Below are 21,724 nucleotides of genomic sequence, written 5' to 3' on the forward strand. Positions count from 1 at the left end.
CGCTTGAATACGAGCACGCATGGTGGCATTGGCCTTTTGTAAGGCTTCTTGAAAGGCACGTACTTCGGCAATACTAATCCGGCTCATGAGGACAACGCCTTTCGAAGCTCGGCTTGTTGCGCCTCTAGCTCTCGTAAGGTCTGATAAGTTTCCCCGCCGCTTGCCTCCCGTAAGTCGCTGGCATGGGTCCGCAATTCGCTTTCGCTAATTTGAATTTTAATCATGGTCATCACCTCTTGGTTGTTTTATAAATACTTCCTTTAGTATAGCATAAAAAGATATGATGAAAAATTGTACACAGCTAGTTTCATGCTTTTATTTAACCGTTCTAGTATTCAAAAAAAAGAAGCCGTTAAGCCTCTTTTCGTTTATTATTCATCAAACAAACTTCTCACATCGTCGAAAAAACTTGGATAAGATACCGAAACGGCGTCTGCCTTTTCAAGCTCTACTTCTCCGTCTTGTACTAAAAGCGCTGCAATTTGGAGCATCATGCCGATGCGATGGTCGCCGTAACTAGTTACCTTGGCACCACGGAGTTTGGTCTTCCCGCGAATAATAAGGCCGTCTGCTGTAGGCGTAATGTCGGCACCCATTTTCGCAAGTTCAGTTGCTACGGCATCAATTCGGTTTGTTTCTTTGACTTTCAATTCTTCGGCGTCGCGAATGATGGTTTCGCCTTCTGCTTGCGTTGCTAGGAGCGCGATGATGGGGAGCTCGTCGATTAAACGCGGAATTAAATCTCCGGAAATAGTCGTCCCAGTTAGACGTGACGTTTTCACGGTTATGGTGCCAGCTAAATCATCTTCCACAACCGAAATGTCTCCGCCCATCGCTTTCACCACGTCGATTATTCCCGTCCGTGTAGGGTTTAACCCAACATTTTTTAAAACGATTTCGCTATCTTCTGCAATCAACCCCGCTACGATGAAAAAAGCAGCCGAAGAAATATCGCCCGGAACCGTTAGCGATTGTCCTTGAAACGCCTGGTTGCCGGAGACGCGAATAGTCAGACCGTCCACCTCGATGTTCCCGCCAAATTTTTGAATCATTTCTTCCGTATGGTCACGCGTTTTTTCTTTTTCATGGATCATTGTTTCGCCTTCTGCTTGAAGTGCCGCAAAAATGATGGCGCTTTTCACTTGGGCGCTTGCAACTGGCATATGATATGTGATACCGTGAAGTTTTTCAGCGCGATTAATAGCAATTGGGGCAAATTCGCTGCCCTCGTGACCTGTCATGTTGGCACCCATTTCTTTTAGCGGTAACATAACGCGATTCATTGGGCGTTTTGCAATCGAAGAATCGCCAAATAGTGTTGTAGCGAACGGTTGAGCTGCAAGGATGCCCATCATTAGTCGAATCGTTGTACCAGAATTTCCTACGTTAATAGGTGCCTTAGATGGTTTTAGACCGCCAAAGCCTACACCATGAACGATAATTTCATCGGGCGTTTCTTCAATTTGTACACCTAAATCACGAAATGCTTGAATCGTACTTAAACAGTCATCTGCACGTAAAAAATGCCGAATCCGCGTTTCGCCGTTTGCTAGCGCGCCAAACATAATGCTGCGGTGCGAAATGGATTTATCGCCTGGGACTTCGATCGTTCCGTGCAAAAGGCTTTTCCCTGTTTGTAATTTCATCATTACACTCCTTTACTGCTCTAAATAGCACGTATATGCTGCTCTTGATTCAATACTTGCTTTAGCACGCAAGCGGTCAGTTTCATTTTGAAACGTAATTTGTAACACACCGTTTATATCTTCGCGCGTTTCCAAAATTTTCAAGTTCGTTAAACTAATTTTTTCATCCGCTAAAATGGCCGTCACTTCTGAAATGACACCCGGATAATCCGGCACATCGACAAATAAATCGTAGAAAGCTGGAATAGCACCGCGGTGAATCGGCAGCGAATCACGAAACTCTTTCGCACCGTCAAAAAAATCATAAATCGCGGTCTTGTCGGCGGTCTCAATGAGCTGAATAGCCTCATTCATTCGGTCGCGCCAAGAAGTAAGCTGTTCTTTCAAAATTTCACGATTGCTAAGCGAAATGTCCGTCCACATGCGCGGATCACTTGAAGCGACACGTGTAATATCGCGGAAGCCGCCTGCTGCTAAACTAAACGCATCAGGATGACTCGCTGTGAAAGCTTCCGTTTCTTGCACTAAAGCGGCCGCAACAATATGCGGAAGATGGCTCAGCATGCCTGTAATTTGGTCATGTTCTTTTGGCGATAGCGTTAGAAACTTAGCATTTGTCCCAATCAGCCATTCCTTTAATTCTGGCAGACGTTCGCTTGCCGTTTCATTTCCTGGCGTTAATAAATAGTAAGCATTCTCAAAAAGCAGGCGCTTTGCGGCAGTCACACCACTTTTATGTGAGCCTGCCATCGGATGACCCCCAATAAATGTAATCGACTTGTCAGTGAGCTCTAGTGCGGCCTGCATAACGGTTTGCTTCGTACTCCCTGTATCCGTCACGATAACCTGTTCTTTTAAGTTTAATCCCGGTAAATGACGAACGAGTTCTTCGGTTTCTTTCACCGGACAACAAAAAATGAGCAAATCTGCTTTTGGTGCATCGATTAAGACACTTTCGCCGATTTCGTCAATAATCCCGAGCGAAAGTCCTTTTTCAAGCGTGTTTAACGAGACATCGATTCCGATGATGTGCGCCTCTTTATGTTTCGCTTTAATAGAAAGCGCAATCGAACCGCCAATGAGTCCCAGCCCAACAATAACGACTGTTCCCTTCATAAAGATTGCCTCCTATCCCAGAAACTCTTTTAGGAGCGCAATCACTTGCTCGTTTTCCGCCGCTGTCCCAACCGTAATCCGCACCGCATTTGGAAATCCAAGAGCAGCCCCTGATCTTGTAATAAAGCCATTTTTCTCTAGGTAAGAAAAAATATCCGCTGCTTTTCGGCCTAGATCGAGCAGTACAAAATTGCCTTGCGACGGGTACAGTGTGACTTGCGCATATTCTGCGCTAAACGCCTCGTAAGCCGCGATTCCCGCGTGATTTAATGCCCGACATTCCGCAACAAAATCCTGATCAAGCAAAGCCGCTTGCGCAAGCAATTGTCCCGCTGTCGTCGTATTAAACGGCGGTCTGACAACATTTAAATAGTGCACAATTTCTTTGGAACAAATGCCGTAGCCAACTCGCGAACTAGCTAGCCCGTAAATTTTACTAAACGTCCGTGTAATAATCAGATTTGGAAACTCTCGAACCCATTTTTCGTGAGCAGCAGGTTGCGGTTCCACGTATTCAATATACGCCTCATCAAGAACGACTAAGCAATCTGCTGGCACTTTTTGAATAAATGCACGAATAGCATCAAGCGGCAAAAAATTACCCGTCGGATTGTTCGGATTACAAATCCACACGATTGCTGTATTCTCATCAATCGCCGCTAACATTCTTTCAAAATCATGGTGCCCATCAGGTTTTAAAGCAATTTCTCGTACTTCCGCACCTTCAATGAGCGCATTTTGGCGATACTGAACAAAAGTTGGTGTTGCCATGACCGTGTTCGTTGTTTGATCGAGCAATACGCGCGTTAAAAGCTCAATTAATTCATCAACTCCAGCCGTGAAAACAAGTTCGTCTTCTGAAATATCATAAAACTCCGCAACGGTTTTTCGAAGGTCACTCGCATGCCCGTCAGGATAAATTTCCGTTTTAAACGCTAATGAACGCGCAAGTTCTTGTACTTTTTTAGACGCACCAAGCGGGTTTTCATTGGAGGAAAGTTTCGTAATTTTAGTTAACCCTAATTCTTTCATCACCGCATCTTCTCTTTTTCCCGGCTTATACGAATGAAGCCCTTCTAAAGACGTTTTCCATTTCATCAAGAATCCTTCCTTTCCGCGAGGTCTGGGCGCAGGCGCACCGCATCGTTTAAATAAACATGTTCAATTTCCGCAAGTGATTTATCCACACTTGCTTGCACCATCATTCGAATACATTTTAAAGGGGCACCCGGTACCGGGATTTCTTGCATACCCATCACAGGAACAAGCTCAAAACCAGGCGTTACACGTACAGCACGCGCCGGAAAAGCCGCATTAATATCTTCCGTTACCGTTATGATGACCGAAATAAGCGTTTCCGCGTCAACAATTTGATTTTTCTTTAAAATTTCCTGAAAAAGCTCGCTCGTCGCCTCGTAAATTTCATCTGCCGTATTTTCTTTTATAGTCGTTGCACCGCGAATCGCTCTCACACTCATCATTCTCCTTTTTTCATTTGATTAAAAGTTTGTAAAATCAGTGCCCGGTCAGCAGGAACAATTTCCATGTGACCGATTTCGTTCAACAGCACCATTTTAATTTCTTCAAAAGTCGTTTTTTTGTCGTGTAGCATATTTTCAAAAATCGTTTCAAACGGGACGTCATCTGGGAGCTCAGTTTCGTAACCGAGTCCAGTTAGCCAAGCAGTAAATGTCGCCCTATCAAACGTGAGATTTTGGGTTTCTTCGCTCATCAAAAGCGCATAAATCATTCCAAAAATGATGGCCTCGCCGTGAAGGAAACGCGAAAAATTACCGTAGGCCTCAAGAGCATGCCCAAACGTATGACCGAAATTCAAATACGCGCGGACGCCCTGTTCAGTTTCATCTTGCGCCACTATACCCGCTTTAACCAAAATGCCCTTTTGTAAAAACGGGGTTAAATCTTGCGAGTAAAAGTCGTCCGGCGTTTTGAAAGTCACCATCAGTTCATCTAGTAACGCCTGATCGCTAATTAAAGCGTGCTTGATAAGTTCCGCAAAGCCCGAGCGCATTTCGCGTACCGGCAGCGTTCCAAGTAGCGCCGTATCGTAAATAACCGCTTCAGGTTGATAAAAGTTGCCAATCAAATTTTTCCCAAGCGGGTGGTTTATCGCCACTTTGCCACCTACCGCACTGTCATGCGCTAAAACAGTCGTCGGAATTTGGTAAAACGGAATGCCGCGCATATAAGTCGCCGCAACAAAGCCGCCCAAATCACCAATCACACCACCACCGTAAGCAAGAATCACAGACTTGCGGTCAAGCCCCGTTTCAATAATCTTCGTCATCACATCTTCATACACCTGAAACGTTTTCGCAGCCTCACCGTTTGGCGTCACATAATACGTCACGTGTGGCAAACTTTTAAGAACACGGTCAAGCTTCTCTTTATGCAATTCAAAAACGTGTCGATCCGTCAAAACAAAAACCTTTGAAAACCTTTTTAGCTCGGTTAAAAACTCAGCACCATATGAAACTAACATGTCGTTGCCAATACATACAGGATACGTTTTGCTCGCTGTTTGAACAGTAATTTTAGACATTTTAAAAGCCCCTCGTAAGTTCGCGATGTTCTTCCACATGTTTCTTTAAAACGTCAAAACGGTCGCTATCAAATTTATCAAGCACGGCACAGGCCACTTCCCATGCGACTACATTTTCAGCAACTACACTTGCCGCTGGAACCGCCGAACTATCTGAACGCTCAACGCTCGCACTAAACGCCTCTTTTGTATCAATATCCACACTTTGAAGCGGCTTATATAAAGTCGGAATGGGCTTCATGACGCCGCGAACCACAATCGGCATACCGTTTGTCATACCGCCTTCAAAGCCACCCAAGTTGTTGCTTGTTCTCGTATAGCCGTCATTTTCTGACCAAACAATTTCATCCATGAGTTCGCTACCATATTTACGTGCCGCAACAAACCCAACGCCAAATTCAGCACCTTTGAAAGCATTAATACTAACGATTGCACGTGCAATTTTGGCATCTAGCTTTTTATCCCATTGCACATAGCTACCAAGGCCAGCTGGAACACCGCCAACAACGACCTCAACAATGCCACCAATTGTATCCCCTTTTTTCTTCGTATCATCAATCTTATCCATCATCGCCTGCTCAATATCCTTATCGAGTGTTCGAACTGGCGAATTATTCGCGATGTCAGCAATTTCAGCCACCGTGTAATCACGCGTCAAATTCGCCCGCACACCACCAATTTCCAGCACATGCGCGGCAACTGAAATCCCCAGTTCACGCAAAAGTTGTTTAGCTACCGCACCAGCAGCCACTCGTACCGTTGTTTCTCTCGCACTTGAACGCTCCAGCACATTACGCATATCTCGGTGACCGTATTTCATGCCGCCCACCAAATCAGCATGTCCCGGACGAGGTCTAGTAACTTTTCGTGACGCCTCGTGTTTCTCATCAACAGGTTCAATGCTCATCACCGTTTCCCAGTGCTTCCAGTCTTTATTTTCCACAAAAATGGCAACCGGCGCACCAAGCGTTTTCCCGTGCCGAATGCCAGCCGTAATTTGCGCACGATCTTTTTCAATCTTCATGCGTGCCCCCCGACCATGCCCACCTTGCCGTCTTTTTAGTTCCACATTAATATCTTCAGATAAAAGTGGCATCCCCGCAGGTAGCCCCTCAATAATTGTCGTTAAACCCGGTCCATGTGACTCTCCAGCCGTTAAATATCTCATAAGTCCTTCTCCTTTACCACAAATATTTTAGCGCTTTAAAGTGTATGTGTTAAATAATAGCATAACATTCACCAGAAAACAACCAGTTATTTTGAAAAAACTGCCTCTTACCATAAGAGACAGTCACCATTCAAAGCCAAGAATCCGTAGCTTTTTCGTAATCCAAGAGCTCCTCTTGTTTAAAAAAGAGGCCAATTTCCCGTGCGGCAGAAGCCGAACCATCAGAACCATGAATCACGTTTCTATTCGTATGTATCGCAAAATCTGACCGAATTGTTCCCGGCGCCGCATCAAGCGGATTTGTTTTGCCCATCATTTGGCGTGCCGTGGCAATTGCTTCGTCACCCTCTAAAACCATAGCGAAAACAGGACCAGATGTGATGAACCCAATTAAGTCCACGAAAAACGGTTTCCCGTCATGTTCCGCATAATGCGTTTTAGCCAAAGACTCAGAAATCCGCATCAATTTTGCGCCTGCAATCCGCAAACCCTTTTGCTCAAAGCGCGTGACAATTTCCCCGATTAAACCGCGCTGTACGCCGTCCGGCTTTACCATGACAAAAGTTCTCTCCACCCTACATTCCTCCTAATAATCTCGTTTATCAAGCATTTTCACGATTTGTTTCAAAGGTTTAATTTCTTTCGATGCTGGAAAAGTATCTAAAATCGCCATCGCCTTCGTTAAATAAGCCGTCGCCACCTGTTCAGATTGCTCAATCGCACCGCTCGCTTTAATCGCCGCAACTAAGTGCATCATCTCCTCTTTTGACGACTCCTCCGTCACACGACTAATTCGCTTTTTAAGAAGCGGATCTTGCATCGCAAAAAAGACCGGCAACGTCACATTCCCTTGACGTAAATCTTCACCAGCAGGCTTCCCAAGCGTCCGCTCATCCGCCGCAAAATCCAAAATATCATCCGTAATTTGGAACGCCATACCTACATAATAGCCAAATAAATAAAGTTTATCATCAACCTTCTCAGGCAATCCCGAAAGAACCCCGCCGAGCCCCGAACTTGCCGCAATCAAAAGTGCCGTCTTCCGCTTAATACGCCGCAAATAACACCTTACACTTTGATTAAAGTTGAATTTATCCTTAATCTGTTCGATTTCCCCTACCGCAAGCTCAACCGTAACCGCCGACAACATTTGATGCGCCTTGAGGCTGTCAATTTTCGTCATATATTCAAGCGATTTCCCAAAAAGAAAATCTCCCGTATACATCGCAATATGATTGCCCCAAATCGACTTAATCGTCTTTCTACCGCGTCTAAGCCCCGCATCATCAACCACGTCGTCATGAACAATTGAAGCCATATGAATGAGTTCAATCGCAACCGCCGCATCTCGCACATATGTAAAATCAGCAGGCGCACCTAGTCTTGCCGTCAAGCAAACAAACATCGGCCGTATTCTTTTTCCGCCCGCCTCCAACAGATGTAGCGCAGAAGCAGAAGTCGTTTCCGCGTCAGCATTTGAAACCGCACGTTTTAATTCTGCTTCAACCGCTTCAATATCTTTTTGAATCGCCGGATACAAAAAATTAAATTTCATCTACCGTCACCTTTTTATAGCCAAAATGTGTAGCACTCGCCCCGCCACTATGTGAAATATAGCGGACATATTTAAAACCAGCTTCATAAAATAAATCAGAAAGCTCGCCCATTCCCGGGAAAGTTCTAGTTGATTCTTGTAACCAACTATATTCCTCATAACTTTTCGCAAACAATTTACCAAAAAGCGGCATCACATGGCGAAAATATGTATTAAAAAACGGACGCCAAAGTGGCACGTTCGGCTGGCTCGTATCTAAACAAACCGCCTGTCCACCCGGCTTCAAAACGCGATTCATTTCCTTTAAAACTTGTAAATAATCCGGCACATTTCGAAGACCAAAACCAATCGTCACAAAATCAAATTGATTATCCGAAAAAGGCAGCTCCATCGCATTGCCGCGAGTTAAAGTCACATTCTGAAGCCCGCTCTCGAGCACTTTTTCTCTACCAATTTGAAGCATATTCTCACTAAAGTCAAGCCCCACAACAGAGCCCTTTTCCCCAACATGCCGGGCAGAAAGAATGGTCCAATCCGCCGTACCACAACAAACGTCTAAAATTTTTGCCCCTTTCGGAACACGCATAAGTTCCATCGTTTGTTTACGCCAAAACAAATGAAGCTTAAAACTAATCAAGCTGTTCATTCGGTCATAATCCGGAGATATTTTTTCAAAAACTTTATGAACTTTCTCTTCTTTCGTTTCCACCATACAAAAACTCCCCTTTAATTTAGCGCTGTAACATTTCATTTAAACGTGCGTGTAGCGAATCAGATAGCGGTCTAGAAGTCTTAAGCAAATGATGAATTCGCATCTTTACTTCATCCATAAGTTGCTCGAGCCATTCCTCAAAAGTCGCCATCGCCTCTTTCACAAAGAAACCATGGTCATACGCGCGTTTCAATGTTGAAAGCCCGTACTGTTCATAAAAATGTTGTTCCCGCTCCAGGCGTTTTAATAAAATAGCTTGGCAAGCAAGCTTCGTAAAAGCTTCCTCATTCTTAAAATAAGAAGAAAACTCAGCAAAGATAGCTGAAGATGAAGCAAGCAGTTCCTCCATATAATCATCATCTGTTACAACATGTAACTGATAAATATTTGTTTTAGCCGTATTCGTTTTCTGCACACCACGTTGAAGTGCTGCAAGTAATTGTGTCATACCAAGTTCTGCCATCGTCCGGTAATACAGTGCGCTATAATAATCACCGGCAAGCACCGTAAGTTCTCGTCCTTTTCGACTAACCCCTCTACCGTCTTTATCTTCATCAATCATCTCATGCGTATCATGAGCAAGAATCACATAAAGTGTTGCGGTTATAATCCGGTATTTCTCTGTTTCAGCAAGATCAGAGCCATGAATGGATTCATTCAGCCATAGCATTTGGTCCTTATCAGTTTCAGGCCCGTAAAAATTGTCCTTTAAAAACCGATAGGCTGATTTTTCATGAACCAATCTTTCCACTTCTTTCAACTGCGCCAGGCTCCCTTGATAGGTCATTTAAATTTCCCCTTTAACTCATAATAACAAATAATATGAAATATATTATATCACAAATCTATTTTGAAACGTAATTGTTCACTTCATGAATGATTAATTAACGACATCACTTCGCTACGTAATTTATCATCCGTTCGGAAAGCACCGCGAACCGCACTCGTAATCGTTTTCGTTCCCGGTTTATTCACACCGCGAATCGTCATACACATGTGCTCCGCCTCTAAAATGACCATCACACCAAGCGGCTTTAATTTTTCCATCATAATTTCCGCTACCGTCGTCGTAATACGCTCTTGAAGTTGCGGACGTTTACTCACATCATCTACAACGCGAGCAAGTTTACTAAGTCCCGCAACCCGACCATTTTGCGGCAAGTAGGCGACATGAGCCACCCCAAAAAAGGGAACTAAGTGATGCTCACACATCGAAGAAAAACGAATATCTCGAACAAGAACAAGCTCTTCATGCTGCTCTTCAAACACTGTATTAAAATGAACCGAGGGATCTTTCGTAAGCCCCGAAAAAACTTCCTCATACATACGCGCAACACGCATCGGCGTATCAATTAACCCTTCACGATCTGGATTTTCCCCAACCGCTTCCAAAATAACACGAACAGCATCTGCAATCTTTTCTTTATTAATCTCTTCCATGCCCTTACCCCTTTTTGATTTAGTCCCCTTTATCTTAACACATCACACACTTTACGGTAAATGCAAACACTTCTCATGTTTAAAGAATTAAAAAAAATCTTCCTATATATAACGATACGCAAACCTCTACTTCATTCCCGCCAAAAAGAAAAAGCTTGTCAAAAATGACAAACTTCTTAAACGGTCCCGACGGGATTTGAACCCGCGATCTCCTGCGTGACAGGCAGGCATGTTAACCCCTACACCACGGAACCTAAGTGACCCGTACGGGATTCGAACCCGTGTTACCGCCGTGAAAGGGCGGTGTCTTAACCGCTTGACCAACGGGCCATAGTGTATAATTATGCTGTGAAACTAATAACCGCTTCTCATTCAGCTTTTTTATTATATCATATTTACCTTTACTGTCAATCACTTTTTCCAGATAAAATAGAAAAACCGCTCGAACTATTTTTCAAACGGTTTTTCTGTACACGAATTAGCTTAACAATTAAGGTGCATCTTGAAGCGTCCACGAAATTTTGCCTTGGTAGGCATCACCAGCATAAACCGCCGTCGTATCAGCCTCTACAAGCACCCCGCGATTATTTGCCCAGTCCACTTGAACAGGATTTGCATTTGTCGTTTCATATTCAAAAACAGGATAGGGCGAGTCCCCTAAAACAATTTTTTCCCCGTTTGAGCCAACAAAAATAAAAGCATTTTCTAAAACACGATCTGGATTTTTAGTAGAGGTTAACGGCTTCGTAATTGTAGCATTTACAACCCATTTTGAGCCCGAATTCCTCGTATCCACCACACTAATTCCCCATGTCGACTCATCACGTTCAAGAATTTCTCGCTTCCCAGTAATCTGAGCAGGTTTAAAGTCCATTTCTTGACTAACTTCCTCAAACTTCACACTGCGCACAAATACATGAATCGAAACGGTTTTCGTAACGCCACGCAGTTCAAGTGTGGCCGTGTAGTCCCCTGGGACCGCTTGAAGTGTCGAACTTTGAATCGTAATCTCATTCGAAATATTAGCGCCAGAATTCACATCAAAACCGAGCGCATTCGATTTCTCTTTAATCAATTGTCCAAGCTCAGCAGCCGACTTCCCACCAACTTCACTTTGGTCAACACTAAATGAAGTTGCCTTTAAAGCCGTCCCATTTTGAACAACCGTATCAGCATCTTTCACAAAAACCGGTACGTCAATTCGCGTTTGATTTCCCGCACGGTCCGTCAAGGAAACCTCTGCTTTTTTCGAACCAAATGTGCTTGTATCTGGTGTAGCTTCAATGTTCGCCGTCACACCCTGACCACTCGTATTATCTGATTTATCTCGAATGTTTGTCACAAAAGCATTGGCATTTGTAGAAAGCGCCTCACCAATTGAAACAATTTGTGGAACAGCATCGCCCGTTGGCGGCGTCACATCGACGACAGTAATTTTAGTTGTCTTATTAATATAATACTCCGTCGAAGCCGTCACACTTACTTCCGTATACGGTTTTATAAATCCGCCTGGAATCGCCACTTGAAAATTCCCAGCGTTATCTGCGGTTCCAGTCAATGTTTTCGTCGTGCCATTTTCTACATAAGAAATTTCAATAGCCGCATTTGTAACGGTCGCTCCACTTAAAGTAGCCTGACTATCATTTAAGGTATTCACATTTAGCGGCAAATTTCCAATTGAGAGAACTTTCATTTTGGCAACATTAAATTCCGCTGCTGTCACTGGTACATTCGCGCTATTAATTGTTGTCGTAGAACCATTAGTCGTAATGCCCATTTGGACATTTGCTTGATCTTCCCTGCTGTAGGAATAAGTTGGCAAACCAATTGTACTGGCGCTCCCGGATCTATCCCAATAATTTATTAGCCCGCCATTTAAATTCATCTGGCCAGAACCCGAGGCATAGCCAATTGTATTAGAAGTATTACCATTGTATAGAAGGAAATACGCTGGATCATTAACATTTAGACTTCCACCACTATTGAATTTAATTACATTACCGCTTCCTCCCGTTTTATTCAAAACAACAGTTGCGTCTTTATTAACCGTTAAAGCACCTGAAAGCGAGAGCAACTCACTACTAACATCCGATTGATAAATTCGTGCGGTACCTCCTTCGTCTACGAAAAAGTTGCCGCCTACACCACTGCGGTTAAAGGAAGTCGTTGTATTTAAATTAAGCGTTGCATTTTTACCAACACTTATGGAAACTGGGTTTGATGCGCTTCGGTAAAACACGCCATTACCATTAGCAGAAATGTTCACGTTGGCTCCGTCACGAACATTGAAAAAATTGCTCGTCGAAGAATCTTCGCCATACCATACCAAGCTGTCACTGGAACTTGATGGGTGATAAATTTCAATATTCCCACCAAAATTAATGCCACCTACTTCGGCAAATTCCTGGTTCGATGCTGAGCCACTAACAAATTTGCCAATTTCAACATTTGTATTTCCGACAAGTTCTAGCGTCCCAGCGGTATTCCAAATAAGTTGTGGTCCTTTGTACACCACGTTGTCATAAGTTACATTAACACCTTTTGCAGCGTTAGCAACATAAACTGTTCCATAATAATTTTTCCCAAAAATAGTAAGGTCTTGCATTGTAATTTGTTTTGTCGAGGAATTCGAGCTAATGTAAATAGTTCCTGATGTGCTTGTCGAACTCCCTGTTTCTGTTAATGTGTGTATTTCTTCTGTTGTTGGGTCTTTTCCAGAAATCGTGAATGGCGTTCGGCCGACTGGCACTTGAATACCACTTGATAAACTAATATCCGCTCCAAAATAAATTTTTGATATACTGTTATTTTGAACTGCCGCTTTTAACTCTGTATAATTGTTTACAATCGTTTCATCTGCGTTTAAAGTAATCGCCGCAGAAACAGAGTCCCGACTAGAAAATTTCGAGTCTATAACTTTAACGGATTGAAGAGCACCTAAAATGACCAAAGTGAAGAAGAAAATGAACACGCATTTTCTCATAAAGTACTCACTCCTTTAATCCTCATCATCCTTTTTGTTCTTGCGACGCACGATGAACCAGATGATAAGAAGCACGATAGCAATCGCCAATGCTCCGCCAATTATCCACCACCATAAATAATTTTTCTCAACATCGACTGCTTTTTTATTTAAATCTTTTGCATCATTTCCAATTTTAAATTCTTTTGTAAAATTCCACGTTTCGCTTCCATTATCAGCTTTTAATTTTAAAACATAAGTTCCTTCTTCAAGGGGCTGATTTTCCCAATCAATAGCATAGCCAAAATTTGAGTTTGGTGCCATCTTTAAGTCTGTTTTTGCTGTTTCATGAAGAACTTTATTTTCACCTTTTTTATATACTTTTGCATCGACCGATAAATGATCTAAAATGACTGGCTGATCATTTTGTAAAACGGCACTTACAGATGTTCGATAATTATCTAAGCCTGCTTTTACATTTAATAAATTTAAGTTAGGTTCAATTTTCTTTGCAGTTTCAGAAAGTTGAATTCCCACTACGTAAGAATATTCATTTTCAATACTTAATCCTGATTCCTTTTTATCATCCACTTCTTCATTAACTTGTGTAAATTCAACAGCGCCTAAAATGATGCCATCAAAACTTTCTTTCGGCATTTTCACATTAATCCAAACATCTTTAAAGCTATTTGCTGGGATTGTAATGTTATCCTCTATGACTTCTGCGATTTTTGGAAGCGGTACTTTTAAACTTTCATCTGCTTTTTTCAAGCTTTTTTTTGAGTAGTCTATCATACCACTCTTATTTGTTGACGCATAAGTTACGTCTTGTTTAACTTTAATTTCATGATTTGAACTGTTAAATACTTTCACTTGAAGTCTCTGCTCCATAAGTGGTTGCATACGTAAATCAAAGTAACCTTGTTTTTTATCAATTTGATTTTCTGGAATAATAGCTTGAACAGAATAATCAACATCCTCAGCATGTGCGGTTATGTTTGGAGCAAACAAAATCACGGTTAATGTAGTTGCGATTACTAAGAAAAATTTTTTCATTTTCTTCCCCCTACTAAAAAATAAAGACTGCTGCTTTTTAAGCAGCAGCCCGCATAAAAGGTTTATACGCCGGGTGCGTCTGTTAGTTTCCACGTAATTTTTGCTTGATGGCTTCCTACAGTGGCTGAACCACCTGGAACTTCGATGGATACTTTTTCATTTGTATCGCCTGCGGCCATCCATCTGTTAATCCAAGTTCCCATACCTTGATTAGAACTGGCTATCATAACAGAAGCGCTTGTTGTACCATCAGTTGGAAGTTCTACAGATTGTCTGCTTACTGGAGCATTTGAAGTTGAAGAACCTGTTACAGCCTCACCATTTTCAAATTTAATCTTAGCTCCGCGAAGTGACTCGTTTGTGCCATCTGTAAATTTGCTCGCTGTAGCTGAAACAGACCAACCAGCACCTGTTCCACGTCTATCTGAAACTTGAATAAAAGGTTTTTTAGAAATAGCAGAGTAAACTTCGGATGCACTTGAAACTTCGTGCGATCCAAAATGAATAGAAGAAACATAATCAAGCGTCAAAGCACCTGTATCCCCTGTTGGTGAATCTGTCGGATTTTCTGGATCATCTGGATTTAATGGATTAACTGGATTTAGTGGATCTACAGGGGCAACTGGTCCAGTACCCGCAATAAATGTAATGTTCGCATTTGATTCTGCCGTTTTATCAGCTGCAAATGATGTTACAGGCAATAATGATGTTACTAAGACTGTTGTTCCTAAACCTGCTAATAAAGCTGTTGTTTTTTTCATGTGTTAAATCTAACTCCTTTGTAGTTGATAACAACATTATAGGTGATGTCTTTTTTCTTGACAATAGCATTTTTTATCAGATTCAGGTTTTCAAAGCGAAATTTTACATTTTTTCATTTTAGAAACACTCGAAACGCAGTTAAGCCAACCATTCATACAAATGTGAACAAAGTGTGACTTCCCCGGATTTTATTTTTCGTTATTAAATATCAATATATAAGTCTATACCCCAAATTACACATACTGAAAACATTTCGCGCATAAAAAAAAGAAGCCAATTTTGTGTCATTTTGAAAAATTGGCTTCTTTTAAATTATTTATCATCATGATTTTGAATATCTTTTAGTCGGTCCCCAATTAAATCACCCAATTGGAAGCCTGTGCTTTCTTCTGGAAGTTCATAGTCCGCTTCTTCAACTGGCTCTTCTTGAAGCGCCTTAATGCTAAGCGATAAACGTTTCTCACTTTCATTCACATCAAGAACTTTTACTTCCACCTCTTCACCTTCAGATAAAACTTCATTCGGTGTGCCAATATGTTTATGCGCAATTTGCGAAATATGAACTAAGCCTTCTACGCCAGGGAAAAGTTCAACAAACGCACCAAACGATACAAGACGCATGACTTTTCCTTTAAGGACTGAGCCAACAGGTGCTTTCTCATTAATATTATCCCACGGACCTGGTTCTGTTTCTTTAATGGAAAGTGAAATTCGTTCATTCGCCGGATCAATTCCGATTACTTTTACTTGAACAGATTGTCCTTCAGATAAAACTTCTCCTGGAGTTGAAATGTGTTGGTAAGAAATTTGCGAAATATGAACTAGGCCATCCACGCCGCCTAAATCAACAAACGCGCCAAAGCCAGCAAGACGTTCTACTGTACCAGTAAGTACATCGCCTTCCTTAATGTTTGCTAGAATCTCTTTTTTCTTCGCTTCTTTTTCTTCTTCCACAATCGCGCGATGGCTTAAAATAACACGGTTATTTTCCGGTTCAAACTCAACGACTTTAAATGCAATCGTTTTTCCTTTGTAATCAGAGAAATCTTCGACAAAATGGTCTTCCACTAAAGAAGCTGGTACAAATGCGCGCACGCCTAGGTCAACTACTAAACCACCTTTGACAACGTCACTCACAACGGCATCAAATACTTCACCAGATTCAAATTTAGCTTGAATATCATCGACTGCTTTTAAAGCATCTACTTTACGTTTAGATAGGACAAGTACATCTTCCTCTACTTTAGTTACGATTAAATCTAATGTGTCTCCAACTTTAACTACGTCAGAAGCTGATTCCACATGTACATTTGAAAGTTCACTGATTGGAACAACACCATCCAGTTTGCTATCGGGAATACCTACGTAGACTTGTTTTTCTTCTACGCTTGTAACTGTACCGGTGACTTTGTCTCCTTCTTCAAAATTCCTAACTTCCACATTACTCAATTCATCAGACATGTGTAGCCCTCCTCAATTCGTTTGTCGAATTAGGACTTTCTGTAAGTGCAAAAGAAGTGACAAGCTTCAAAAAATTTCCTCATGAAATCACTCAGCAACATTTGTCGCAAATGATACACGTATCCATCGTTGTTAATAACACTTGATTTTTTGCAAGAAAATCCTAAAAGATTTTTAGATTTAAAAAAATCTCTCTTCTAACATCCTATAATTGCCACAATTTGTCAAGTTTTTTTATAATAAAAAAAGGCCATTCCGTTTAGGCCTTTTTTTGGAAAATATACTCTTTAATCCATTGTTTGTTTAGCAAGTGATAAAATTTTTGTTGCGACTTCATCAATCGTCATACTTGTCGTATCAACAACTATTGCATCATCTGCTTTCTTAAGTGGAGAATGGTCGCGCGTATAATCTAAATGGTCGCGCGCTTCAATTTCTTTCTTCAATTGATCCATATCGACGTCAAACCCTTTTGCCTTGTTCTCTTTAAAGCGTCTTTCAGCACGTTCCTGAACACTAGCCAAGAGAAAAATCTTGAGTTCTGCTTGTGGTAGAACAGCCGTCCCAATATCGCGGCCGTCCATTACAATGCCACCCTCTTCAGCAAAAACTTGTTGCCGCTTTTGGAGCTCAATTCGAATAGCGGGGTGAGCCGCGACAATCGAAACATGATTTGTCACTTCATTTGAACGAATGACTTCCGTAACATTTTCATCATTAAGAAACACTTGTTGCACTTCTCCTGGCTCAAAACGAATCATCGTTTTTTGTAGCAAACTAGCCAAAGTTGTTTCATCTGTATAATCAATTTTATTTTCCCATGCGAGGTAGGTAACCGCCCGGTACATCGCCCCTGTATCAATGTAAATAAAACTTAATTTTTTAGCGACGATTTTAGCTACAGTGCTTTTTCCTGCAGCAGCAGGTCCATCAATCGCAATACAAATCTTTTTAGTCATATTAAAACCCTTTCAGTTCACTAAAGTTAGTTTGATTTATTTCTACATTTGCCGCAAGTAAAACCATTAGCCGCATTCGCGCTTTCTTACTATCATAATCGCCACCCAAAAGAACGCCATGATTTAGAAGATCATATGTACTACCTAAATAATCATATGTCGTATAGACATTCCCTTCTTCCGCACTTGTTGTAATCACAACGGGTATTCCATTTTCAATGGCACGTTTTATCGCGGGCATCATTTTGGGGGCTACTTGTCCTCTACCAACACCCTCTAGAACAATTCCAGCTACATTTTTTGCAATGGCAGAATCGATAAAAAATCCATCTGCATCTAAATAGCATTTAATAATCACAACATCAGAGAGCGCTTCTTGTAGTGGATAGCATTCATGCTCAACAGGTTTTTGATAAATAAAAACTTTATCATTGTCAATAATTCCTAAATAGCCAAAACCAAATGAACTAAAACCTTGAATATTAGAAGCATGCACCTTTTTTACATACCGAGCTGCAAAAATTCGTTCATTAAATACAACAACAGTTCCTGCATTTTGAAGGAGTGGTTCACTAGCTGTATAAACCGCATGACGAATATTAATATAAGAATCTGTTCCCATTTCCTCGGGGCCGCGCTGTGAACCCGTTAACACGACTGGGCGTTCGTCCGTTACTGCCAAATCAAGAAAATAAGAAGTTTCTTCGAGCGAATCCGTACCATGTGTTACAACGACTCCATCATAACTTTCATCTTCAAAAATTTTCATTACGAGCTTTGCGAGCTCTGCCAAATTTTCTTTTGTAATATGCATGGATGGCAATTGGAAAGTAGAATAAATATCTACTTCAATTTCACGAGGTAACTCACATAATTCAACAAGTTCCTCACCAGTAAGCTCACCTGAAGCAAGCTTTCCTGATTCTGCTTTCTTACTTGCGATTGTTCCGCCAGTTGTAATCAATGCAATTTTCGCCATACATACACCTCCATTTTTCCCATAAAAAGAACGAGCGCTTTTGGAAAAAACTTTTCCGAGTCATGCTCATTCTTTTTTAATCTTATTGTGGAATTTTAAGTACTGTCCCAATTGGAACATTATTACTTGTTAAGCCGTTCGCTTGTTTGATCTTTTCAACACCGCTTGCAGCACCAGCAGAACCATAAGCATTGACAGCTATTCTGTAGAGTGTTTCGCCACTTTGTACCGTATGTGTACTTTTAGCCGCTTGCTCTTGCTGTTGTTTTGCTTCCTCAGCCGCTTTCGCATCTGCAGCAGCCTTTTCTTCCGCTGCTTTTCGGTCAGCTTCTTCTTGTGCTGCCTGTTGTTGTGCTTCTTCCGCTTTTTTTGCTTCCTCAGCTTGTTTCGCTTCTTCGGCCGCTTTCGCATCCGCTACTTTTTTCGCTTCCGCTTCTTTGGCTGCTTTTTCATCAGCAGCTTTCTTTTCTTCCGCTGCTTTTTCCTTTTCAGCCGCTTCCTCTTTTGCCTTTTTATTGCTATCTACCGTAACATTTTTTTCCTCTTTAACTTCATTATCTGGCGTGCCAGCATTTTGAACAGCTAAAAAAACAATAATAGATACAATCGGAATCAGAAGAAAGAATACAATCAAAACATTTAATAACGGATATTTAAAGAAACCTTTTTTCTGTTTTCTTCTACTATCAGATCTAGATAACATCGGAGGTTCATTATCAAACTCATCCTCTTCATCGTAATAATCGTTATAATAATCGTCGGACTCCGTATAATTACGTTTGCCTCGTTTTCTTCTAGCCATCTACGTTCCTCCTTCGTTCCAAACTAACATGGATATTGAAACATCCCTGAAATAATTATACCTATAAACGTAACATTCAACAACCTTTAGAGCTAATTTCTTTTAAAAAAATCATTCTAAAAACAATTTTCCGAGGATAGCTTCCCAGTCAAACGCTTGTCGCCTAGGTCCCTCTCCCAATTGTTTCATATATGGTTCTAAGTCTAAAACGTCCAAGTCACAACATGTACCAGGTAATTTGACAGGTTGTTCTTTCTCGGAAAAATAGCGCATAATGTATTCCCGGCGACAACTTGACTCTTGCAAGTACCCCATAAATTTCTTTAAGTTTTCCAATTTCCAAGCTTTGCGGTATTCCATTTTTGTCACAATTTCCTGTTCGGAAAGTCCAGAACGGGCAAAGTAGTCTAACAGTCTTTTTTCGGTTTCAGGAAGCGTATCGCGTAGATTTTCTGGAAGCTTCAGCAACGCCACATCAGGCGCATCTTTATCCGCAAGTTGTCTTTGTAAATTTTCATCTCCGTTTGCATACAGCAAAATGGCAAGACTTGGCTCGCCGTCACGCCCAGCCCGGCCAATTTCTTGAACATAAGCTTCTAAATCAGCTGGCATGTGATAATGAATGACGTAGCGAATATCCGGCTTGTCGATGCCCATTCCGAAAGCACTCGTGGCGCAAATGATGTCTAAAACACCCGCGACAAACTGTTGCTGAATAACAATGCGGTCGGAAGCTTCCATATCGCCATGATAATGCGCCGCCGTCAAATGAAACTCATTCCGCAACTGAAAAGCGACTTCTTCTGCCAAACGTTTGCTTGAAAAATATAGAATACCAGGACCAGAAAGTTTACGCACCCACTCTAGAAGTGCTTCCATTTTTTCTTGTCTTCCATTGAATTTTTGAACGGAAAGTGCAATATTCGGACGGTTCACGGAATAAATAAACGACTCGATTTCTTCCATATGTAATTGTTTTAAAATATCCCCTCGAACCATTTCTGTCGCCGTCGCCGTTAAAATCATCGTCGGCGGGTAATTAGACAGCTTACGAAACTCCCCTAAATATAAATAATCCGGCCGAAAATCGTGCCCCCACTGCGAAATACAATGCGCTTCATCGATGACAAACAAGGCTAATTTTTGGTTTAAAATCACGGCCCGAATTTCCTCACTAGCGAGCATTTCAGGCGAAAGAAACAGAAACTTATACGCGTTAAGATTCGCTAAAATCGCTTTTTTCTCCGGAAAAGAAAGAAAACTATTTAATGCCGCGACCCGTTTTTCGCCGCCCGCGCGCATTCGCTCCACCTGATCTTGCATTAAACTTAACAGCGGCGAAACGACAATCACAAGCCCGTCTAGTAAATGCCCCGCTAATTGATAACAGAGCGTCTTCCCTGTTCCAGTCGGCAACATCGCAAATACATCACGCCCAGAAAGCGCTGCCTCAATAATTTCCTTTTGTCCGCTTCGAAACGTATCAAAACCTAAATAATTCTTTAACTCTAGCTCTAAATTCATGATTTCACCTCGGAAACGACAGCAAGTCTAAGCTCAAAATAACTCAAATCTGGCATAAATTCTTTCATTTCCTTTAAAGTTAAAAAGGAGTGTTCAGAAAGCTTCAAAAGCACAGCATCATCTGGCCTAAAAGGGACCGTCAAATGCGGAAAAGTCGCCTGAATTTCCACAAAATGATCTTCAATTGTGCTTTTTTTCAACCTACGCCGCTGCACAATTTGTTCAAACGTTTGCCCGCTTTGGAACAATTCATATGTCGCTAAGCCCGATTTCGTAAGCAACGCCTGATCCGCGCACATGAACTCACTTAAAAGGGGAAAATCTGTTTTTTTAGCGTGTAGCACATGCAAACCGCGTAACCATTCAAAATAGCCATTCCAGAGCGGCACTTCCAAACGTTCACAAATTTGCATCGCTGTTTCGCCGATTCGGTCGCCGCCTGAAAAGCGTCCAACGTATAAATCTTGATATGTAATATCCGGCCTCTCTAACCACATTTTTAATTCTAAAAATAGCTTTTCAGCTAAATCATGTTCATTTTTATGCCGATTTAACCAGCGTTTTATCCAAATTTGTGTTTTTTTGTTGCGCACAATCGGCAAATAATGCCTATTTTGATGATGCTTATTGCTAACAACTTGCACCGCGAGGAGTAAATGCTCAAAAAAATGATGTGGCAAATCTTGCATAAAAAAGCCATTCCATTCATTTTCAATAAAATAAGTTGGTGGATCTAATTCCGTCACGGGAACAACGCCTGATTCGTCTATTCGAATGAATCCCGCTTCTTCTAAACCGTGTAGCCGCAACAAAAACACTTCTTCTTTTAAAAATGGGGCTAGTCCAAAATAATTTTTAGCCCGAAAAAGGTGTGTGTCCGTTACCGCTTGTCCCGTTCGTTTTCCGGTTACGACCGCATATAAAAATGGCTTTTTCCGTGCCCGTCCAAAAGTATGAACCATAAATAGGAGATATTCATCTAGTCTATCCAAATTTCCGCCTCCATTCTCTCGTTATCA

At 41.6% G+C, this 21,724-nt stretch carries 21 protein-coding genes and 2 tRNA genes; all 23 read right to left on the reverse strand.

Features of this window, described 5'->3' with window-relative positions; genetic code table 11:
* Window positions 1–83 precede the first annotated feature (83 nt).
* Complete coding sequence (locus tag BN1609_RS13910; RefSeq protein ID WP_159457902.1) at window positions 84–230, reverse strand: hypothetical protein; 147 nt, start codon at window positions 228–230, stop codon at window positions 84–86.
* Between the two features lie 141 nt (window positions 231–371).
* The gene (aroA, locus tag BN1609_RS03820; protein ID WP_088840528.1) at window positions 372–1,646 is read right to left on the reverse strand and encodes a 3-phosphoshikimate 1-carboxyvinyltransferase; all 1,275 of its coding nucleotides are present in this window, start codon (window positions 1,644–1,646) and stop codon (window positions 372–374) included.
* A gap of 12 nt (window positions 1,647–1,658) precedes the next feature.
* On the reverse strand, window positions 1,659–2,762 hold the full coding sequence (locus BN1609_RS03825) for a prephenate dehydrogenase (protein WP_088840529.1): 1,104 nt from the start codon (window positions 2,760–2,762) through the stop codon (window positions 1,659–1,661).
* A gap of 12 nt (window positions 2,763–2,774) precedes the next feature.
* Window positions 2,775–3,860, reverse strand: a complete 1,086-nt coding sequence (gene hisC / locus BN1609_RS03830) for a histidinol-phosphate transaminase (RefSeq protein ID WP_088809643.1) — start codon at window positions 3,858–3,860, stop codon at window positions 2,775–2,777.
* Window positions 3,860–4,234 (reverse strand): chorismate mutase, encoded by a 375-nt coding sequence (gene aroH, locus BN1609_RS03835; RefSeq protein WP_088809652.1) that lies wholly within the window; start codon window positions 4,232–4,234, stop codon window positions 3,860–3,862. The genes hisC and aroH overlap by 1 nt, the downstream gene beginning before the upstream one ends.
* Before the next feature lie 5 nt (window positions 4,235–4,239).
* Entirely contained in the window at window positions 4,240–5,325 is a 1,086-nt protein-coding gene (aroB, locus tag BN1609_RS03840; RefSeq protein ID WP_088809642.1) for a 3-dehydroquinate synthase, read from the reverse strand.
* Window position 5,326: 1 nt separating this feature from the next.
* On the reverse strand, window positions 5,327–6,493 hold the full coding sequence (gene aroC / locus BN1609_RS03845; RefSeq protein WP_088825458.1) for a chorismate synthase: 1,167 nt from the start codon (window positions 6,491–6,493) through the stop codon (window positions 5,327–5,329).
* A gap of 130 nt (window positions 6,494–6,623) precedes the next feature.
* A complete protein-coding gene (gene ndk, locus BN1609_RS03850; RefSeq protein WP_088840530.1) occupies window positions 6,624–7,067 on the reverse strand; it encodes a nucleoside-diphosphate kinase in 444 nt (147 codons plus the stop codon).
* Window positions 7,068–7,079: 12 nt separating this feature from the next.
* Window positions 7,080–8,048: a heptaprenyl diphosphate synthase component II gene (hepT, locus tag BN1609_RS03855; RefSeq protein ID WP_088809639.1), complete on the reverse strand. Its 969-nt coding sequence runs from the start codon at window positions 8,046–8,048 to the stop codon at window positions 7,080–7,082.
* The gene (locus tag BN1609_RS03860; protein WP_088809638.1) at window positions 8,038–8,760 is read right to left on the reverse strand and encodes a demethylmenaquinone methyltransferase; all 723 of its coding nucleotides are present in this window, start codon (window positions 8,758–8,760) and stop codon (window positions 8,038–8,040) included. The genes hepT and BN1609_RS03860 overlap by 11 nt, the downstream gene beginning before the upstream one ends.
* Before the next feature lie 19 nt (window positions 8,761–8,779).
* The gene (locus BN1609_RS03865) at window positions 8,780–9,547 is read right to left on the reverse strand and encodes a heptaprenyl diphosphate synthase component 1 (RefSeq protein WP_088809637.1); all 768 of its coding nucleotides are present in this window, start codon (window positions 9,545–9,547) and stop codon (window positions 8,780–8,782) included.
* 83 nt (window positions 9,548–9,630) lie between these two features.
* Window positions 9,631–10,200 (reverse strand): GTP cyclohydrolase I FolE, encoded by a 570-nt coding sequence (gene folE / locus BN1609_RS03870; protein WP_088809636.1) that lies wholly within the window; start codon window positions 10,198–10,200, stop codon window positions 9,631–9,633.
* 181 nt (window positions 10,201–10,381) lie between these two features.
* Window positions 10,382–10,454, reverse strand: a tRNA-Asp gene (locus tag BN1609_RS03875).
* A 4-nt stretch (window positions 10,455–10,458) separates the two neighbouring features.
* Window positions 10,459–10,530 (reverse strand) — tRNA-Glu (locus BN1609_RS03880).
* 160 nt (window positions 10,531–10,690) lie between these two features.
* A complete protein-coding gene (locus BN1609_RS03885) occupies window positions 10,691–13,183 on the reverse strand; it encodes a pectate lyase-like adhesive domain-containing protein (protein ID WP_088840531.1) in 2,493 nt (830 codons plus the stop codon).
* Window positions 13,184–13,198: 15 nt separating this feature from the next.
* Window positions 13,199–14,218, reverse strand: a complete 1,020-nt coding sequence (locus BN1609_RS03890) for a DUF916 and DUF3324 domain-containing protein (protein WP_088809634.1) — start codon at window positions 14,216–14,218, stop codon at window positions 13,199–13,201.
* 62 nt (window positions 14,219–14,280) lie between these two features.
* The gene (locus BN1609_RS03895; RefSeq protein ID WP_088809633.1) at window positions 14,281–14,979 is read right to left on the reverse strand and encodes a WxL domain-containing protein; all 699 of its coding nucleotides are present in this window, start codon (window positions 14,977–14,979) and stop codon (window positions 14,281–14,283) included.
* 313 nt (window positions 14,980–15,292) lie between these two features.
* Window positions 15,293–16,441, reverse strand: a complete 1,149-nt coding sequence (gene rpsA, locus BN1609_RS03900) for a 30S ribosomal protein S1 (protein WP_088809632.1) — start codon at window positions 16,439–16,441, stop codon at window positions 15,293–15,295.
* A 287-nt stretch (window positions 16,442–16,728) separates the two neighbouring features.
* Window positions 16,729–17,400 carry a (d)CMP kinase gene (cmk, locus tag BN1609_RS03905; protein WP_088809631.1) on the reverse strand — a complete coding sequence of 224 codons (672 nt, stop codon included), beginning with the start codon at window positions 17,398–17,400 and terminating at the stop codon, window positions 16,729–16,731.
* Window position 17,401: 1 nt separating this feature from the next.
* On the reverse strand, window positions 17,402–18,379 hold the full coding sequence (locus tag BN1609_RS03910) for an asparaginase (protein WP_088809630.1): 978 nt from the start codon (window positions 18,377–18,379) through the stop codon (window positions 17,402–17,404).
* An 82-nt stretch (window positions 18,380–18,461) separates the two neighbouring features.
* The gene (locus tag BN1609_RS03915; protein WP_088809629.1) at window positions 18,462–19,181 is read right to left on the reverse strand and encodes a LysM peptidoglycan-binding domain-containing protein; all 720 of its coding nucleotides are present in this window, start codon (window positions 19,179–19,181) and stop codon (window positions 18,462–18,464) included.
* 111 nt (window positions 19,182–19,292) lie between these two features.
* On the reverse strand, window positions 19,293–20,705 hold the full coding sequence (locus BN1609_RS03920) for an ATP-dependent DNA helicase RecQ (protein ID WP_088809628.1): 1,413 nt from the start codon (window positions 20,703–20,705) through the stop codon (window positions 19,293–19,295).
* Entirely contained in the window at window positions 20,702–21,697 is a 996-nt protein-coding gene (locus tag BN1609_RS03925; protein ID WP_088816109.1) for a helix-turn-helix domain-containing protein, read from the reverse strand. Before BN1609_RS03925 ends, BN1609_RS03920 begins: the two co-directional genes overlap by 4 nt.
* Between the last annotated feature and the right edge of the window lie 27 nt (window positions 21,698–21,724).

The sequence above is a fragment of the Listeria sp. ILCC797 genome (assembly GCF_900186185.1).
In the GTDB taxonomy this organism is placed as follows: Bacteria; Bacillota; Bacilli; order Lactobacillales; family Listeriaceae; genus Listeria; species Listeria goaensis.

Coding starts and splice junctions, on each gene's coding strand:
- BN1609_RS13910 (WP_159457902.1), bottom strand. CDS start 230: ATGACCATGATTAAAATTCAAATTAGCGAAAGCGAATTGCGGACCCAT.
- aroA (WP_088840528.1), bottom strand. CDS start 1,646: ATGAAATTACAAACAGGGAAAAGCCTTTTGCACGGAACGATCGAAGTC.
- BN1609_RS03825 (WP_088840529.1), bottom strand. CDS start 2,762: ATGAAGGGAACAGTCGTTATTGTTGGGCTGGGACTCATTGGCGGTTCG.
- hisC (WP_088809643.1), bottom strand. CDS start 3,860: ATGAAATGGAAAACGTCTTTAGAAGGGCTTCATTCGTATAAGCCGGGA.
- aroB (WP_088809642.1), bottom strand. CDS start 5,325: ATGTCTAAAATTACTGTTCAAACAGCGAGCAAAACGTATCCTGTATGT.
- aroC (WP_088825458.1), bottom strand. CDS start 6,493: ATGAGATATTTAACGGCTGGAGAGTCACATGGACCGGGTTTAACGACA.
- hepT (WP_088809639.1), bottom strand. CDS start 8,048: ATGAAATTTAATTTTTTGTATCCGGCGATTCAAAAAGATATTGAAGCG.
- BN1609_RS03860 (WP_088809638.1), bottom strand. CDS start 8,760: ATGGTGGAAACGAAAGAAGAGAAAGTTCATAAAGTTTTTGAAAAAATA.
- BN1609_RS03865 (WP_088809637.1), bottom strand. CDS start 9,547: ATGACCTATCAAGGGAGCCTGGCGCAGTTGAAAGAAGTGGAAAGATTG.
- folE (WP_088809636.1), bottom strand. CDS start 10,200: ATGGAAGAGATTAATAAAGAAAAGATTGCAGATGCTGTTCGTGTTATT.
- BN1609_RS03885 (WP_088840531.1), bottom strand. CDS start 13,183: ATGAGAAAATGCGTGTTCATTTTCTTCTTCACTTTGGTCATTTTAGGT.
- BN1609_RS03890 (WP_088809634.1), bottom strand. CDS start 14,218: ATGAAAAAATTTTTCTTAGTAATCGCAACTACATTAACCGTGATTTTG.
- BN1609_RS03895 (WP_088809633.1), bottom strand. CDS start 14,979: ATGAAAAAAACAACAGCTTTATTAGCAGGTTTAGGAACAACAGTCTTA.
- rpsA (WP_088809632.1), bottom strand. CDS start 16,441: ATGTCTGATGAATTGAGTAATGTGGAAGTTAGGAATTTTGAAGAAGGA.
- cmk (WP_088809631.1), bottom strand. CDS start 17,400: ATGACTAAAAAGATTTGTATTGCGATTGATGGACCTGCTGCTGCAGGA.
- BN1609_RS03910 (WP_088809630.1), bottom strand. CDS start 18,379: ATGGCGAAAATTGCATTGATTACAACTGGCGGAACAATCGCAAGTAAG.
- BN1609_RS03915 (WP_088809629.1), bottom strand. CDS start 19,181: ATGGCTAGAAGAAAACGAGGCAAACGTAATTATACGGAGTCCGACGAT.
- BN1609_RS03920 (WP_088809628.1), bottom strand. CDS start 20,705: ATGAATTTAGAGCTAGAGTTAAAGAATTATTTAGGTTTTGATACGTTT.